The sequence below is a fragment of the Piscirickettsia litoralis genome, from assembly GCF_001720395.1.
Lineage (GTDB): Bacteria > Pseudomonadota > Gammaproteobacteria > Piscirickettsiales > Piscirickettsiaceae > Piscirickettsia > Piscirickettsia litoralis.
Map to the genome: position 1 here is coordinate 704,370 of NZ_MDTU01000001.1, position 17,732 is coordinate 722,101.

Genomic DNA, 17,732 nt, shown 5'->3' on the forward strand with positions numbered 1-17,732 from the left:
CCCCGCAATAAATTAACCACCTCAGGGAAGCTAAATTTTGCTCGAGTCAGTGAATTTTCCACAGGGTTAATAATATAGTTTATCGCTTCCCTAAAATCAGCATGATTCAGCCGCGTATGCATAAATTCAGCTTTTTCAAAATCGGTTCGAGTAAAGTCTGCTCTAGTTAAGTCACAACCTCGAAAATCAACATCATGCGCTTTACAATCGATCATTGATAGCTCTGGCAGCTTTAACTCATAAAAACTGGATAAGCTGACATCACAGGCTTTAAAAAATATTGGGCTTGCTAGGGTAATATTCGACCAACGCGCTTGATTCCAGTTAACTCCTGTCATCTTGCAAGCATTAAACTCAACTTCATTAACAAGTGAATTATTTAATTTAGCCAAACTTAAGTTCGAATTTTTAAAGCTACAATCTATAAATTTGCACTGATTAAGTGCAGATTCACTAAAATCACAATCTATAAATTGACAGTTTTCAAAGGTTACTTTATTCAAGTTAATTTGACTTAAGTCCAAGCCATCAAAAACCTGATCATAATACTCTTCTTGGTCAACTATTTTTTTAACTCATATTCATGACAATTTTCTGTAAGGCTCCATTTATTTTTTAAAACTGACATCGCTTAAAATCTTGCTTAAACATTAGGAACAGCAGCAACTGCACGAATCGGTGATTCAGTTCCATCACGTAAATTTAATGGCAATAGCGAAGCATAAGCCCCCGTTACAGGTAACTGCTCACAATAAGCAAGGTTCTCTACAATATAACACCCTGCCCCCAAGATTAAATGATGCACTGGAAACTGCGTATTACCACCATCTGGAGATAAAGTATCAATCCCAATACCAACAATCTTTCTTTCTAATAGCAGTTTAGCAGCATCCAAGCTAAACCCAGGAAAGTGCATCTGTTCTTGCTCATCAACATTGCGGTATCGGTTTTGATCATGCCAATACTGCCCCCAACCGGTTAAGCCAATTGCAAAACACCCTTCAGCGATTTGCCCATACTGAGCCTCAAACGCATGGATATCATCCATATGAATCAAATAATCAGCCTCTGCTTGTTTACGAACGTCTAATACAATGACAGGAGCGATTAGTTTCTCTAGCTTTAATTGATCAATACTCTCACCTTGCTCACAAAAATGACGGGGCGCATCTAAGTGAGTGCCAATCCCCGCATTCATAGCCAATGAGTGTACGCGACAGCCCTCTGGATAATCTAAAGTCATCGACATTGAAAAACCGCAACCGCCTTCCCAACAAGGTGTTTTCTCATCAAGAAAATGAGTCAAGTCAATCAGATGATATTTATCAAGATCAAACACTGGGCTTTCCTTATTATTTTTTTAAATTACATGCCATTTGGAAACTTTTCATAATCTGTTAAATGTGCTTCTCTAACTTGTTTTAAAGCCTCATCGTAGCCATGCAATAAACTCACACTAAAATCAATACGGTCACGAATATATTGATCGTCTGTACTTAAATTCTTAGCCGTTGCCGGTGAGTTTAATACCTGCTCAACATTGCGAACAATCAAATGTTCAGGAATATAGCAAAGGCGGGTATTTTTGTAGCTACTCGTACGCAGCTCATTCACAGGATAACTTCCCCCCATGCCAGCAGAAACAGCAGCAATTAAAGCCGGCTTGTGGCCTAGCTCTTTTGCACCACACAGTAAGAAAAAGTTTTTCAGCCCCGCTGGCACCATCCCCGACCATTCGGGTGAAACAATGACAAAAGCAGTCGCCTCTTGTAATTGGCGATGAATAGGCTCTAAGCGCACTTGCCACTCTCTGCTCCCTTGCCAAATGCTTTCATCCCACATAGGCAAGTTTTCCACGGCTAAATCGATAACATGCACATTATTTTGATAATGTAGTGCTTTTGCACGCTCAGCAATATACTGAGCAACCTTACAAGATTGGGAGTTTTGACGATGACTACCACTGATGACAACAAGCTTCATTTTTTTCCCTTTAAAATTAAATTGGAACTCACTCAATTAAGCTAAGCTTAAATTTAGTTCAAGTGTTAATAACACATTGACCCTCTCGATTCACAAACTAATTGTACAGGAATTTCACGTTTTAGTCTTATCTAGTGGATAGGATCATCTGGTAAAAGGCGGACCACCTTAGGGCGGTCATGATACTGTTACATTGCTAATTTTCATCTCATATTTTAATGAGTTTATATTCTTATGTGCATCAGTATCGAACTTAATATGCATGTCTTTAAAATGATCTAAAATGGCTTGCGCAGTTTGTTGCTGGTCCTGGTCAGCACTATCCGGCAACGTCACAGAAGACCCCACCTGATGGCCATCTACATAAGTACTGAGCTGTAGTTTGTCCTGAATATAACTCCACCTTAGTTGATACTGATGTGATCCATCTTCGAGTTTCAGACCTTGTCCGCCTTGACCAAAGTTAATCATGCTCTTTCCAAATACCTCTTTACCAGGGGTGCCAATTAGGTGACTTTCCGTATATGAATATTGTCTCTCAGCAATGTCGATCTCACCACCCTGAGGCCAGCCAGGATCAGTATCATCCATCCAAAATGCAGGCCAGGCATCAGAGTCATCACTTGAATTACCATCCACCTCTATCATAGCCGAGATCACTCCAGAATGAGGCATATTACCACCATATAGCTGGCTTAATGACGCGTTTGTCGTAACATAACAGGTATTTTCTCCAGGCGAATACTTAATCGACAGCACGCCCCCATTCCAAGATGTTGACTTACTTTGGTCACAATGCACCTTTTTGCCATGATTATCAAAGTGAAAATCCTTTGGTTCTAATGACTTTCCTGCGGAGTTATAAGATATCGTGGGGCTATGATTGGGAGAAAATGGTTGGTTAGGGTTAGCTAATACTCCTTTTGAAATAGTCAAACTAGATACAGCAGCTATTAAAGTACTAAAACAATTTTTTTTTGTATTTCATCAGGTAACCTTCTCCAAAAATAAGTTCACTAAGCAAGAATCTTTATTAAACACTAATTAAATTAACCTCTGATTATTAACTTAACTTTAAAGGCATATTGCTGTTGATTTTTAAAGAGCTGGAGGCTAGTTGATTTAAAGGCTTTTAAAAGGGCAAATTCATCTAATTATTGCATCTTGCGATTGGCTAATCTTAATAGAGTTACTGACAACTCAATCCAGCCCATACAAGCTCCATCGAAAAGCAGATTATTAATACGCGTATAATACGTCAGAATTTAAGGGCTATCACACTAATCACAATAACAATTTCATCGAGAATCAGAATCGCGCGAATAAAATAGAGTATTCCCGCTTAATCTCGATAAATATCACGCAGTGCCGTATCTAAATCACCATATTGAAACTCGAAACCCACATCAAGCAGGCGTTTAGGCTCTACATGTTGCCCCTGTAAAATAAGCTCTTCAGCCATTTGACCGTATAATAATTTCAGAAAAAACCCCGGAGTCCACATAAAGCTTGGTCGTTTCAGTACACGGGCAAGCACGCGAGCGAATTGGCGTTGATGTAAACATTCAGGTGCAACAATATTAAACGCTCCCCAAAGCAACGGCCGATCGAGTAAAAATGTAATCGCTGATACTACATCTTTTAAAGCCACCCAAGAAATTGCTTGCTGGCCAGAAGCGATTGGCCCACCACAACCAAAATAAAACGGCATCGCTAATTTTGGTAGAGCGCCACCATGACGCGCTAGCACCACAGCAAAACGCAACTTCACTACTTTTTCAGGGTCAAGAAACCTTAGCGTATTTTCCCAGCCAATCGCCACTTCACTTAAAAAGTCTGTCGGCGGATTAGGCAGCTCACTTTCTTCCACAAAAGCATCTGATAAACTTGAACTTGTCTCTTGCAAACCATAAATACCAATCGCACTAGCGTTGAAGACACGTGGAGCGTCTTGATCCAACTTTCGACACAACTCAACAACCTGCTGAGTCGTACTAACTCGACTATCAATAATCTCAGCGCGCCGTGATTCATTCCAACGCCCTTTGCTAATATTTTCGCCAGCAAGGTTAATAACGACGTCACACTCAGCTAAGTGTTTTAAAGCTAAATCCTGAAGCGCCAAACTTTTACAAAAAGGGAATTTTTGCCGGACTAGCCTCTCATCTCGCCCCACTGCTGTAATATTATACTGGCGATTTAACTGTTGAACCAAAGCACTACCAACTAAGCCCGTCGCTCCAATAACAACAACATTCATGTCTACGACTCTCTATCTTTACAGACTTAGCTACAACGGATTTCTTGACCTTTATCACTATTTTCTTTGGCAAACTGGATAGTCGAACGTACTTTTTTCAACTCAAATTTTTGTGTGTTATATCCCATAAGGATCACAGGCACCGATGATTTACCATTAGCAATGCTACCACGATACATCCAAGGTGAGTTGTTATCGACGATCACCTCGGTATTTTTCTTACCCTTTACACATTTCACCGAGACTTTTGCCGCCCCTTCACCTTTGTCAGCATAAATCGAAGTCACCGTATCTAAGCGAATATTAATCTGTGCACCCACTTGATTCCCTTCTACATTGCCCTCTACTTTAATCGGCTGCTTAATCAACTCACTTGGACTAAAGCGCAAATAAGCTCGATAGGTCCCTTCTTTTAACCCCGCTTTAGGTCTAACTGAGACACGTAACGTTCGCTGCTGTCCTGCCGGCATAACAAGTAAAGGCGGGCTAATCAATACCCGAGCATGCTTAAGCAAATCATCATCAAAACCTTTTTGCTGAGACCCTAAACCCAATACTTCTGAATTGGTCGGATAATATTCGAGCTTCGCTCGCAAGTGCAGTGTTGTATCCCCAGTATTGCGCACAATAAATGATGATGTTGAAGGGCGCTGCAAGCTCAGCATCACCTTCCCTGGTGCCACCAAATAAGAGCTTGCCCCAAAACTAGCCACGCTTGCCCCAAGCGCTAAAACCCCAGCAATTGTATTAGAAAGTAAACGCTTCAATGCTATTCCCTCACAAATTTAACGTCTGTTTTTAAATTTTGCACCCTAAGCTCTTCAGCTTTTTTACTATAAAAGCGAGGGGGCAGGTTAGGTCAGGCTCTAACCTATCCACTCCAGTCCCGCCATGTAAGGCACTAACACATTCGGTACACGAATACGGCCGTCTTCCTGTTGATAGTTTTCTAAAACTGCAACCAAAGCACGCCCCACTGCCAGACCTGACCCATTTAAAGTATGAACCAATTCTGGCTTGCCTGTTTGAGAATTACGCCAACGCGCCTTCATTCGACGCGCTTGATAAGCTTCGCAATTACTTACAGAAGAGATTTCACGGTATTTACCCTGAGCAGGTAACCAGACTTCTAAGTCATAAGTCTTAGCAGCACCGGTCCCAATATCTCCCCCACACAAACTCATCACACGATAAGGCAATTCAAGCGATTGCAAAACTTTCTCAGCATGGCCAGTCATTTCTTCGAGTGTATTATATGATTCATCTGGGTGCACAATTTGCACCATTTCTATTTTCTCGAATTGGTGCTGACGAATCATGCCGCGTGTATCCCGACCATAAGAACCGGCTTCACTGCGAAAACAAGGCGTTTGTGCTGTTAAACGCACCGGTAATTGTGCTTCTTCTAAAATCACATCGCGTACAGTATTGGTCAACGGCACTTCAGAGGTTGGAATTAAACAATAATCATGCTCACCTTCAAGATGGAATAAGTCTTCACCGAACTTCGGCAACTGACCAGTACCCTGCAAACTGTCGTGATTGACCATATAGGGCACATACATTTCTTGATAGCCATGTTGCTCAGTTTGCACATCGAGCATAAATTGCGCCAAAGCACGGTGTAAGCGCGCCACCTGCCCACGCATCACCACAAAACGAGACCCCGTTAGCTTTGCCGCAAGCTCAAAGTCTAATCCACCAAGCTGCTCACCTAGCTCAGTATGATCTTTAGGTGTAAAGTTAAACTCAGGGACCGTCCCCCAGCGGCGAACCTCAACATTATCATCTTCGTCCTTCCCCTCAGGAACAGACTCATGTGGCAAATTAGGAATCCCCAATAAAAGATCATCGAGGTCGGCTTGAATAATATGTAGTTTAGCGCTGGCATCGTCTAGCTGCTTACCCAAATCGCCAACAGCAGCAACGAGTGGTGCAATATCTTCACCACGAGCTTTTGCTTGACCGATAGATTTAGAACGAGAATTACGCTCATTTTGCAGCTCTTGTGTTAGCGTTTGCAAACTTTTACGCTGCTCGTCTAAAGAAGCTAGTTTAGCGGTATCCAGTTCAAACCCTCTTTTCTGCAGTGCCTTAGCAACGTTTTCTAAATCGGTACGTAAACATTTTGGGTCAAGCATTTTTTTCTTTTACCTTCGCTCTCGTTCTTTTAATCAATCCTCATATAATAATGGCATCCTAACAAAATGCCTAGCGTTTAAAACCCTAAGTCACTTCAAAGGCAGCCACTAAATAGCCCAAAAAACGCCCTTCATCGCTCTTTTTTTAGCTAGTCATCTATTGCATGGACAAAACGCGCAACAATCTCATCGAGTGCTGCAAGAATTTCATCTTTTAATAAAATAGGCGACTGTTTAATAATAGTCGCCAGTTGGTTTTTGCAAAATGACTGTTGAAATTCTTCAGCTAAAGGCTGATAACTAATATGCCAAGGCTCTTTAGCAACCCCGCTTGTCTTACCCCAAAATGGCCTAAAAAAGGGGGTATGATCTAAGTTCTGATCTAACCATTCACCTAAGCTCGAAAAGACTCCCCCTGACTGATATTCACTTGGCACAAGCTGAATATGGTAGCCTTGAGGTCGCGCGTTTAAATCAAAAATATCAAAATCTGTCCCCCAATGATGGCGGCTGGTCCCAGGTAAGGCAAACCAATTTAAAATTGCAAACACTCGCTCTTTAGGTGCCAGTTCATTAAGTTTTATTTCATGCTGACCGGTTCGGTCAAAAACGGGCTTTTCTCCTGAGGCCTTGGCATTCCAAATCACAAGTTGTCGATCAAAGCTACGATAAGCACTGATTAGGGCTAAATGAATCCCCTGATGACTAGCAGCTTCAATTAAACTCAACAGTGGCGGTTTTGCTTGGATATGTAGACGATGATCAGAATTAAAGTCGGTGAGGTATTGGTCATCTTGACCATAAATATGCGCAGTCATTGTTACTGTTACGCTCTAACTGGTTATTTAACTTATACAGGTTATAGAACTCTAATTGCAAGTTCCAGTTTAAAAGCCAATAAAAGCTCGATAAAAATTGAAAGATTTAGGTAAAAGCCTGTCTTGGCTGGCTATGCTGAACTGCAATCGTTGAAATCACACCTTTATAAACAGATTGCACTCCTGTTGGGCAACTGACAAATAAAACATAGGCATCATACCCCTCTAACGTCCCTTGCAAACGCATCCCACTAACCAAATACACGGAAATTTGCGTTTTTTTCTCGACCAGCAGATCTAAAAATGGCTCTTGTACGACCTTATTCATGAGACTTTACCCTGCAACAAACCGACTAAGGGATATTTTTAATATGAGACATTTCTGCGAGTTAGGCAAGCTAGCGTCTGTCTGTAGTGTATTTTTAGCTATTTTTTGCTAAAATAGCGCACAATTTTGTTAGCGATATTAGGCCATGTTGACGATCAAACCGCTCCCCTATACTCAAGACTCCGCGCTGTGGTTTTGTAAAATCGCCCACCTTGATTGGCCTATCTGGCTGGACAGTTGTGCACCTTTAAGCAGCGGCCGCTTTGATATTCTCGCAGCAAACCCCTATAAAAAAATCATCAGTGAACACAATACAACCTATAGTACAGACGCTCAAGGCAATCATTATCAAAGTGCAGGCACTCTTGACCCTTTTAGCTTTATTAAAAATCAAATAAAAAAATTACCAATCAAAATACCAGGCACTTATAACTTGCCCTTTTGCGGCGGTGCTTTGGGCTATTTTGGTTATGATTTAGGACGCATGCTTGAAACACTTCCTGAGCACGCTGAACATGACTTAGACGTGCCTGACCTTGCCGTTGGCCTCTATGACTGGGCAATCATCATCGACCACCATGAAAACGCCGCTCATTGGGTCAGCCCCTTACAACAGCCCTCAAGCCTGGATATTTACCACCAGCTCTCAAATACCCCCTCAAATTCAAACACTCGTATTACAAATCAGATAGCTCCTCACTTTAGCCTAACCGATAAATTTAGCTCGAACTTAAGCTTTAACGATTATAAAAAACGTTTTAATGCCATCCAAGGTTATATTCACGCTGGTGATTGTTATCAGATTAATTTAACACAACGCTTTGCTGCACCATTTACAGGCCACCCATTACACGCTTATTTAAAGTTGCGCAAGAACAACCCCGCACCTTTTGCCTGCTATATGGATACCGGCAACAACCAAATTTTAAGCTGTTCACCCGAGCGTTTTTTAAAAATCAATCAAAATACTGTTGAAACCAAACCCATTAAAGGTACAGAACCTCGTGGCAAAAACCCCCACAGAAGACTTGATGTATAAAGAAAAGCTATTAGCCAGCGAAAAAGATCAAGCTGAGAATATCATGATCGTTGATTTGCTACGCAATGATTTAGGCCGTAGCTGTGAAATCGGCTCTGTCACCACTCCTAAAGTCTGTGAAGTCGAAAGCTTTCAAAACGTGCATCATTTAGTGAGCACCGTCCGCGGTCAGTTATCTCAGGACACTCATGCATTAGATGTGTTAAAGCACGCTTTTCCAGGCGGCTCGATCACCGGCGCTCCTAAAATTCGTGCCATGGAGATTATTGAGGAACTTGAACCGCATCGCCGAAGTCTGCACTATGGTAGTCTTGGTTATATTGGTTATGATGGTCATATGGACACCAATATTGCGATCCGTACACTAATTTGTCACAAGAGCCATGCATACTGCTGGGCAGGAGGAGGTATCGTTGCAGACTCTCAACTCAAACAAGAATATCAAGAAAGCTTTGATAAGGTTAATATTATTCATGAAACCCTCTATGAAATTTCAGGGTTCTAACCTCAAACTTATCGCACTATTCATCGTCCCATTGATACTCACCGGTTGTGCCACCGCACCACCACAAAATATCAATAATATCTGTAGTATTTTCCGCGAATACCCAAAATGGTATTGGGCTGCCAAAGATTCACGCAAAAAATGGGGAGTTCCTATCAGCACTCAAATGGCGATTATCTATTATGAATCTCATTTCCGCTATGATGCTCAACCGCCACGCACCACATTATTAGGCTTTATCCCCTGGTCGCGCCCAACCAGCGCCTACGGCTATGCACAGGCCACCGATGGCACTTGGGCTGCCTACCAACGCGCCACTGGCAATACCAGTGCTTCACGTACAGACTTTGCTGACGCTATCGACTTTGTCGGCTGGTATGCAAACCGTTCTTCCTCACGTCTAGGTATTGCTAGGAATAATGCCTACTCACTCTACCTTGCCTACCATGAAGGCGATGGGGGTTACCGCAGCCGTAGCTATCTGAAAAAGCGTTGGCTACTCGACAAAGCTCACCAGGTTCGCAACAAAGCGAATAGCTATTACAGCCAACTCATCCGCTGTGAATCCTCACTACCAAAAAATCGTGGTGGTTTTGGTAAAAATCAAAAATAAGATAAGCATTAATAAAGTAAACCCTACTGATCTAAAGTAGGGTTTTTGCTTTATATTTTAAATATATCAGTTCAAAATACAGCTACCAGTGAATGCCACTAAAAGAGCTTTTTTTAGGCGGTATATAATGGTTGACGTGACTCAGTTCAGAGGCCCCACTGTTACAAAGCGCTTGAACATAATAATCAAAGGGACCCGCTTTGCCCACTGTGGAAGCATCAGGGTAACGGGTATCACTCGTTGTGCCAATTAAGTTCGATTTTCCAGGATAACCATAAACCTTATAGCTTGTAGCCCCTTTGACTTTACTCCAACTTATTTGCATTGCTGCACCTGATTGACCAGATACTGTAGGTTCATCTGGTGTTGGGCAAGGCAAACTCGGGCCTGAACCTGAGAAAGAAAAAGTGGCATCTATCATGTTGTCATGATGATCCGACAAACAAGCGGGGTTTGCACCATTCTCACATTCATAATTAATATCACGCGTATGAGTGGGTATCAGTTGATATTGTCCCAGCTCCGAAAGCCTGATTGATTGGTTATAAGAAGGAATATAGTGAATTTTTATCCAATTATCAGGCGCAGCGATAGTCGCACCTGCAACGAAAGGGTTTAAACCTACTTTATCATAAGCATCCGGCATTGCCCCATTAAAGTCGGCAGAAAGCACAACTGGAGCACCTTTATACTCTTCACGCAATGGGTTTATAATCGTCTCATCTATTCTTCGCCCAAACTCGTATCCATCAGGGCCGCCGCCCCCCACAGGAAAGTGTGAAACAACATAAATAATCTTCTGGCTTGGTTGACTTGCACTCTGGAATACTCCCCAGGTTGCTATTCTATGTGGCTTACCAAAAGGTGCGTCCTGATTATAACTCCCTAAAGAGCATGTTTGATCTGCCAATCCATGCCCAGACTGGCTATCATACTTAGAACAATTACTCTGGATTTTCCTCTCTAAATCGGCATCGGTTACACTGTGCCAGTTCGCATTATTATACATAATGGGGGTCGCTTCGCCATGACCACCACTACGACCATTGCCAATCAGTTTATAATCTCCATCACCAACCACACTGGCAATGACATCTTTTTCACTTTGGCCCTCGCGATTATGCTGATCAACTGGATACGCCTCTAAACTAATAAAATCATAAGGTGATTTATTATTCACCTGGTTAAAAAAACCTTTGGAAAAGACCATGATTATCAAGGGCAGGGGCAGGAGATGTGACCGTCCTAAAATTGAACACATGAATCTGCAAAGCATAACTCGCGGGTAGATACGTTAAACAAGTTAATGCCATCAGCCTCATTGCGCCATTTAAGTTAATTTTTTTTGAACTTTTTTGAATTTTTATTAAATTTTATCATTCAAATACCTTTTATATTTTTGAACTTGGAAAAACCATAGAACAACTAATTGGCCTATTAAATTCAATAACAGTTAGCTAAGATATATTATTTCCATAAAATTATTAAGAATAAATTATGTTAGTGATTAATCTTGAAGTTTTATTAACTTGAACATCCAAATTCTCAATCACAAACTGAGCTATTTAGCTTAATCACTCCATTACTCACCTTTTTTAAGAGTCATTAAGAAAAATCAATGGTTTTCAGCGCGTAATTAAAAAAGGCGGTTTAACCGCCTTTTAACTTCAATAAAAATATAATTAAATATTATTACCATTTATTTCAGTGATGGCACTGCAACATTCACATCAACATCCTGGCTATAATCGACGCCTTTTGTCTCAAAACCAAATAATTGATAAAATTCCTGACGATAACCGGCCAAATCAGAAATATCCATCAAATTTTCTGTACTCACTTGTTTCCAAAGCGCTTCAACTTCTGCTTGAACCTCTGGCTTCATTTCCCAGTCATCGATACGAATAAGGCCCTCTTTATCACAAGGCACTTTATCTTCATATAAGCGCTCAGAAAATAACCGGACAATCTGCTCGATACAGCCTTCATGCAAGTTTTTATCTTTCATCACCTTATAAAGTAAAGATGCATATAAAGGCACAACAGGAATCGCCGCCGCCGCTTGTGTGACTAAACACTTATTCACTGAAATATAAGCTGAACCTGATAGTCCTGTTAGTTTTTCATTCAAATTCGTCACAGTGGCTTCTAAATGCTTTTTAGCAAGGCCAATAGTTCCTTCACGGTAAATCGGAAACGTTAACTCAGGACCCACATAAGAGTAAGCAACTGTTTTAACACCTTTAGCAAGCACTCCTGCTTCAAGCAAGGCATCCATCCATAGTTGCCAATCCTCACCGCCCATCACTTTTTCAGTATTCGCAATTTCATCAGCATTGGCCGGATCAATGGTGACCTCACCGACAGTTCCTGCTAAAACATCGACGGTCTTATCAGTAAACGGCTGGCCGACTGTCTTTAATACTGAACGGTAATCTTCACCCGTCACAGGGTCAATACGACGAGGAGAGGCCAAACTATAAACGACAAGATCCACGTCACCTTGCCAGTCTTTTTTAATCAGCTCAATTGTCTGCTCTTTAATATCATTAGAAAAGGCATCACCATTGATGCTCTTCGCATATAAACCGGCTTTGTGTGCTTCTTTTTCAAATGCAGCACTGTTATACCAGCCTGGTGAAGCAGTACGTTTACCTGCCGCTTCTTTTTCAAAGAACACACCGATTGTCTGTGCTCCACAACCAAAGCTTGCAGTAATCCGGCTAGCTAAGCCATAACCGGTTGACGCACCGATCACAAGCACTTTTTTTGGCCCAGATAATGTTGGCTGTTGCTTTACATAGTCAATTTGTCGCTGTACTTGCGCAGCACAACCCACAGGATGGGCTGTCGTACAAATGAATCCTCGAACTTTTGGCTCTACAAGCATCTTATCTTCTTAACCTTTTTGTTATATAAACGTGCCTGTATCATACCTCGATTCATAAATTGAGTCACCTCACACCTCATATTGCAAACGCAGATGTAAAATCAATGCGCTGCTTTATATGATTTTTATACATACCTGGCACTTTTTACCCTGTATAAACATTAAGCCACAAAAAAGCGCCCTTATTGGACGCTTTTTACGAAGTAATAGAACAGTCCTTCACTATAAATTAAAGACATTTAAGCCTAATTTTTCACACTCAGACTTTGATGCCGGGCTGGCAATAACCGCTGTGCTCGCATTTTCAGTATTTAAGTATTCTTTTGCAACACGCACAATATCGTCACGAGTCATTGTGAGTGCACGTTCACGAAAGCGCTTACGGACTTCATAACTACGGCCATGTAAGTCATTAAAAAATGCCTGACGCGCCTCTCCTGCTGGAGAACTTGGCTTGTCTAGCGCAGCAATAACACCTAACACGGCCTCCTCGATTTGAGCCTCTAAAAACTCACCTCTTTTTAGCCACTCAACCGAAGCATCGAAATCGTTCAGTGTTCCAGTCAAGCGTGGATCACGATAGGAATAAAAGCGCAATACACCATTATCATTATCATGCGAAGCGCCGCCGCCATAAGCCCCACCTTGCTCACGCACCGCACGGTGCAAAAAGCCATTACGCAAAATACCGCCAATCACCGTTAATACTGGAGCGTCTGCATGGCCAATCGGTACTGTTTTATAAGCACGAGAGCAAAAGTTGACCTGTGTGTTCATCAACCAAGCGAGGTTTACCTTTTCGCTCACCGGTGAAAAAGTCATGGGATTCCCGTCACTTTCAGCTTGACCCTGCCACTGCATCGACTCAGCCAAAACTTGGCTGCTTTCTTCTCCAATCATCAGCAATTGCTTTGCACTGGCAATAACTTTTTTATGAATCGACATTAAGCTCTGACTTAGCGCGTGCACTTTTGCATCATCAGCTAAGCTTTCATCTAGGTCTTTTAATGCCTTAACCCCTGCCAAACCTTCAAGCTGATAGTGTAGTTTAGCCACGGGGCTCATCCCCGAGCTTGCTGCAGCCATCGCAAAGGAATGGCCTGAGCTAACAATAGATTGCTCACGACTGGCACGAATTTGTGAGACTAACTCACGTAAGCGATCGGTTTCATCAAAACGAGCCTGGTTAAATAACGTTTGCATGAGATCATTAAAATCTTGGTAATTACGAGCAAGCGCCTTACCCGACAAGACAAAATAGCCTTTAACTTGCTGCTCATCATCCGCTTTACCCTTTAAAGTCGTATGTGCATTAAAACCACCAGTAAAACGTGCTTGTGCTTCTTGCACCTCCATATAACTTAGCTCGCCAGCCCCCAGCTCGGGCAAACAAGCGCTGTACAGTGGCAACGCTTTTAGCTCTTCATCATTAAGCTTTGGCAAATCAACAATAATTTGCTGATAAACTAAGCCATTGGTGCCTTGCGTGTAGTATTTTCGGCTGATATTTCCCTGCGCTATCGCTTGACCTTCAATTTTAGGAATATCAGCAGGCACATCTTTTAATGTCACTTGAGGTAAAATACTGGCATCATCCTCAGCCTCTTGACGCGCTTTTAATTTTACAGCCAGGTCAACCATCTGCTGTTTCGCCTCAACAGATAACGTTTCTTTCACGGAAGCTAGATATTTTTCTTCAGCTTCGGCTTTACGCTCAGTAAGCTTTTCATCTGGATTTAAAGTAAAGAGCACCTGATGAGGGTTATTTAATAGGTTTTCTTTGACCAATTCTTTAATAAAGTTTGGATCTTTAATTTCTTCACGAAGCTCTGCTAATACCGGCTCCACATCAATTGCAGCCACTGCATCACCACGATGCACCGACGCGGTTAGCATCGATAACATCAATTTTAAACCATAAGGATAGCCATCACCGGTAATCTCACGCTGACTCAGCTCAAATTGATGCAACGCCGCTTCGAGTTTTTCCTGGCTTATACCCTCTTTAGCCACATTCTCAAGCACATTAATAACTAATGCTTTAAACTGCTCCGCGCTGTCGGGTGCACACCCCTCCAACCCACACATAAAGCTAATTTCACGGTTAGAATCTTCCAAACCACAAATCGGTGCAGGCGCTGAACCTAAATCTGTTTGTTCTAAAGCAGCCATGAGCGGGCTTGCGCTATTATCCAGTAAAACGCTGGATAATAAATGAGCCTTAAAAGCACTTTTCAAATTAATACTTTCACCCAGTAGCCAGCCTAAAACATGATAACTTTGACGACCCGTAGATTGAGTATCAAGTGGGTATGCACGAGTGATATTCACGGGGGAGTGATAACGCTTTTCAGGTTTCACCTCGACATAGTCATCACTACGCTCAAAGCGAGAGAGCACTTTTTCTTCAAAATTTTGCTGATGCTCTGAAGCTGAAATATCACCATAGGTCATAAAAACGGCATTACTTGGGTGATAATGCTTTTTATAAAAAGCTTTGAGTTCATCATAACTTAAATCAGTAATACTCTCAGGATCACCGCCACTGTTATAGTGATAGGTTGAAGTCGGGAATAAATAACTCGATAACACATACCAAAGCTGTTGCGAGGGCGAACTTAATGCCCCTTTCATTTCGTTATAAACCACCCCCTTATACATCAAAGGTGAATCTATATTCTCTTCTTCAGAAAAGACAAGCCGATGGCCTTCTTGTGCAAAATCAAGAGGATCTAAACGCGAGAAAAATACCGCATCTAAATACACATCAAGCAGATTATTAAAGTCTTTTTTGTTTTGAGTCGCAAAAGGGTAAGCCGTCCAGTCACTGCTGGTAAATGCATTCATAAAGGTATTCAGCGAACGGCGAATCATCATAAAAAACGGGTCGCGCACCGGGTATTTTTCACTGCCACACAAGGCCGTGTGCTCTAAAATATGCGCAACTCCCGTAGAATCTGTCGGCACGGTACGCAAACTCACTAAAAATACATTTTCACTATTATCCGCATCAATATGGTAATGATCGGCACCCGTACCTAAATGACGATATTGGGCAACATTTACGTTCAAAGAAGGAATATAAACATCACGGAGATGTTCAAATGTCTCATAGCAATTTTTTGATGAATTCAATGTCTTCTCCAATCTTACTTTAGTTTAATTATTATCCACTCTTATTACTTTAATCATAAAGCCTATTCCCACTGCTTTAAAAGCGTATAGGGAAATTATTTTACTTTCGCATCTAGCTCTTCCCAACGCTCATAACAGACGAGTAATTCTTCTTCCAGCTCTTCCATTCGAGCAGTTGCTTGACGAATCACATCAGCACCTTGCTGATAAAAGTCACTGCTTGTTAGTTGTGCATTTAACGCTTCTTGCTCCGTTTCTAACGTTTCTATTTTTGCCGGTAATGCTTCAAGTTCGTGCTTTTCTTTAAAGGTTAACTTTTTAACTGCCTTTTTTTCACCACGATTAGCCTTAATGCTAGACTCTTTTTCTACCGTTTCTTTCAGGGCGATCGTCACTTGCTTTACGGGACGTTGGCGCAGCCAGTCATCATAGCCACCAATATACTCATTCACTCGCCCTTCTCCTTCAAAGACTAAGGTACTGGTCACCACATCATTCAAAAAGGCCCGATCATGGCTTACAAGCAGTAAAGTTCCCTGATAATTAACCAATAATTCTTCTAATAGATCTAAGGTTTCCATATCTAAGTCATTGGTCGGCTCGTCCAGAACGAGTACATTACAAGGCTGAGTAAATAATTTGGCAAGCAATAAACGATTACGCTCTCCTCCGGATAGCGCCTTCACCGGCGAACGCGCACGCTCAGGCGCAAATAAAAAATCCTGCAAATAGCTCATGACATGACGCTCTTTGCCATTGAGTATCACCGTGTTTTTTGCCCTCAGCAACTGTATCAAACACCGTTGCATTTTCATCCAAAGCAAGCCTTAACTGATCAAAATAAGCCACTTGCAAATTAGTACCGAGCTTAACGCTACCCAACTGTGGTGCTAAACGACCGAGTAATATGGCCAATAAGGTACTCTTACCCGCACCATTCGGGCCAATAATACCAATTTTATCACCACGCATAATAGTTGTAGAAAACTGATCAATAATTGGCTTATTATCATAGCAATATGAAATATTTTGCGCTTCGACCACAAGCTTGCCCGAACGCTCGCCGCTATCTGCTCCGATTTTCGCTTGACCCTGACGACTACGGCGCTGACTGCGCTCAACTCGCATCTTCTCAAGTGCACGTACCCGTCCCTCATTACGTGTTCGACGGGCTTTGATTCCTTGCCGTATCCACACTTCCTCTTGAGCTAAGCGCTTGTCGAATAGTGCATTTTGCTGCTCTTCTTCTTGCAACATTTCTTCTTTGCGTTTTAAGTAAGTTGCATAATCCCCTGGAAAGCTCACCAGCTTACCGCGATCTAACTCAACAATTCGTGTTGCCAAACGCTGCAAAAATGACCGATCGTGAGTAATAAACAATAAAGTTCCGGAGTAAGAGACCAAAAATTCTTCTAACCATTCTATCGCCGTAATATCCAAATGGTTAGTCGGCTCATCAAGCAATAATACATCAGGCTGCCCGACCAGCGCTTGCGCCAATAGCGCACGGCGTTTCCAGCCTCCAGACAACGCTCTAAAATCACCCTCACCATTGAGCTCTAAACGGGATAATATCATGTCAATCTGTTGACGTGCCTGCCACCCTTGCTGCTCTTCTATGGCATGCTGCAGTTCTTCAAATTCTTTATCAAACTTTTCTAACGTTAATAACTCTTCATAGCGCGCCAGGTGATGACCCAGCTCACCTAAGCCTGCCGCCACAACAGCGAAGATACTGCCGCTTGTGTCATGAGGGACCTCTTGTTGCAAACGCTGAACTCTAACCCCTTGCTTAACGAGATACTCACCCTGATCGGCTTGATGTTCACCATTAATGAGCTTCATTAAAGTTGACTTACCCGCACCATTTCGACCGACAAGGCACACTCGCTGCCCCCCGTCCGAGCTGAAAGTCAACATGATCTAATAATAGGGGGCCACCATAGCTCAAGCACACCTCACGCAAGGTCAAAAGGGACATAATCACTCCAACTTCAATTCAAAATTGGCTCCATTGTAG

15 protein-coding genes and 1 pseudogene are annotated in these 17,732 nt (G+C 42.1%); 3 read left to right on the top strand and 13 right to left on the bottom strand.

Features of this window, described 5'->3' with window-relative positions; genetic code table 11:
* From BGC07_RS20505 to BGC07_RS03430, 9 genes are all read right to left on the bottom strand, one after another.
* A partial coding sequence (locus BGC07_RS20505) for a pentapeptide repeat-containing protein (RefSeq protein WP_069311961.1) occupies window positions 1–524 on the bottom strand: 524 nt, incomplete at its 3' end.
* A gap of 119 nt (window positions 525–643) precedes the next feature.
* Window positions 644–1,339 (bottom strand): cyclase family protein, encoded by a 696-nt coding sequence (locus tag BGC07_RS03395; protein ID WP_069311962.1) that lies wholly within the window; start codon window positions 1,337–1,339, stop codon window positions 644–646.
* Window positions 1,340–1,365: 26 nt separating this feature from the next.
* Window positions 1,366–1,983, bottom strand: coding sequence for an NADPH-dependent FMN reductase (locus BGC07_RS03400; RefSeq protein WP_069311963.1), 618 nt, complete (start codon window positions 1,981–1,983; stop codon window positions 1,366–1,368).
* A gap of 177 nt (window positions 1,984–2,160) precedes the next feature.
* Window positions 2,161–2,919, bottom strand: a complete 759-nt coding sequence (locus BGC07_RS03405; RefSeq protein ID WP_069311964.1) for a hypothetical protein — start codon at window positions 2,917–2,919, stop codon at window positions 2,161–2,163.
* A gap of 406 nt (window positions 2,920–3,325) precedes the next feature.
* Window positions 3,326–4,243 (bottom strand): TIGR01777 family oxidoreductase, encoded by a 918-nt coding sequence (locus BGC07_RS03410; RefSeq protein ID WP_069311965.1) that lies wholly within the window; start codon window positions 4,241–4,243, stop codon window positions 3,326–3,328.
* Window positions 4,244–4,269: 26 nt separating this feature from the next.
* Window positions 4,270–5,010, bottom strand: coding sequence for a fimbrial biogenesis chaperone (locus BGC07_RS03415; protein ID WP_069311966.1), 741 nt, complete (start codon window positions 5,008–5,010; stop codon window positions 4,270–4,272).
* A gap of 99 nt (window positions 5,011–5,109) precedes the next feature.
* Window positions 5,110–6,384, bottom strand: coding sequence for a serine--tRNA ligase (serS, locus tag BGC07_RS03420; protein ID WP_069311967.1), 1,275 nt, complete (start codon window positions 6,382–6,384; stop codon window positions 5,110–5,112).
* 149 nt (window positions 6,385–6,533) lie between these two features.
* Complete coding sequence (locus tag BGC07_RS03425) at window positions 6,534–7,202, bottom strand: M15 family metallopeptidase (RefSeq protein WP_069311968.1); 669 nt, start codon at window positions 7,200–7,202, stop codon at window positions 6,534–6,536.
* A 106-nt stretch (window positions 7,203–7,308) separates the two neighbouring features.
* A complete protein-coding gene (locus BGC07_RS03430; protein WP_069311969.1) occupies window positions 7,309–7,530 on the bottom strand; it encodes an RNA chaperone Hfq in 222 nt (73 codons plus the stop codon).
* A gap of 145 nt (window positions 7,531–7,675) precedes the next feature.
* Here BGC07_RS03430 and BGC07_RS23010 point away from each other — a divergent pair, with 145 nt between their 5' ends.
* The 3 genes from BGC07_RS23010 to BGC07_RS03440 are packed head-to-tail and all read left to right on the top strand — an operon-like array spanning window position 7,676 to window position 9,687.
* Window positions 7,676–8,569, top strand: coding sequence for a chorismate-binding protein (locus BGC07_RS23010; protein ID WP_268801600.1), 894 nt, complete (start codon window positions 7,676–7,678; stop codon window positions 8,567–8,569).
* The gene (locus BGC07_RS23015; RefSeq protein ID WP_268801601.1) at window positions 8,535–9,074 is read left to right on the top strand and encodes an anthranilate synthase component I family protein; all 540 of its coding nucleotides are present in this window, start codon (window positions 8,535–8,537) and stop codon (window positions 9,072–9,074) included. Before BGC07_RS23010 ends, BGC07_RS23015 begins: the two co-directional genes overlap by 35 nt.
* The gene (locus tag BGC07_RS03440; RefSeq protein WP_069311970.1) at window positions 9,055–9,687 is read left to right on the top strand and encodes a transglycosylase SLT domain-containing protein; all 633 of its coding nucleotides are present in this window, start codon (window positions 9,055–9,057) and stop codon (window positions 9,685–9,687) included. The genes BGC07_RS23015 and BGC07_RS03440 overlap by 20 nt, the downstream gene beginning before the upstream one ends.
* 82 nt (window positions 9,688–9,769) lie before the next feature.
* Here the strand turns inward: BGC07_RS03440 and BGC07_RS03445 are convergent, their stop codons facing one another.
* The 4 genes and pseudogenes from BGC07_RS03445 to BGC07_RS23805 form a co-directional block, all read right to left on the bottom strand.
* Window positions 9,770–10,867, bottom strand: a complete 1,098-nt coding sequence (locus BGC07_RS03445) for an exonuclease/endonuclease/phosphatase family protein (RefSeq protein WP_139121604.1) — start codon at window positions 10,865–10,867, stop codon at window positions 9,770–9,772.
* 519 nt (window positions 10,868–11,386) lie between these two features.
* On the bottom strand, window positions 11,387–12,577 hold the full coding sequence (gene fabV, locus BGC07_RS03450; RefSeq protein ID WP_069311972.1) for an enoyl-ACP reductase FabV: 1,191 nt from the start codon (window positions 12,575–12,577) through the stop codon (window positions 11,387–11,389).
* Between the two features lie 222 nt (window positions 12,578–12,799).
* Window positions 12,800–15,712: an insulinase family protein gene (locus BGC07_RS03455; protein ID WP_235602884.1), complete on the bottom strand. Its 2,913-nt coding sequence runs from the start codon at window positions 15,710–15,712 to the stop codon at window positions 12,800–12,802.
* 95 nt (window positions 15,713–15,807) lie between these two features.
* Window positions 15,808–17,693: pseudogene (locus BGC07_RS23805) on the bottom strand (ATP-binding cassette domain-containing protein).
* Between the last annotated feature and the right edge of the window lie 39 nt (window positions 17,694–17,732).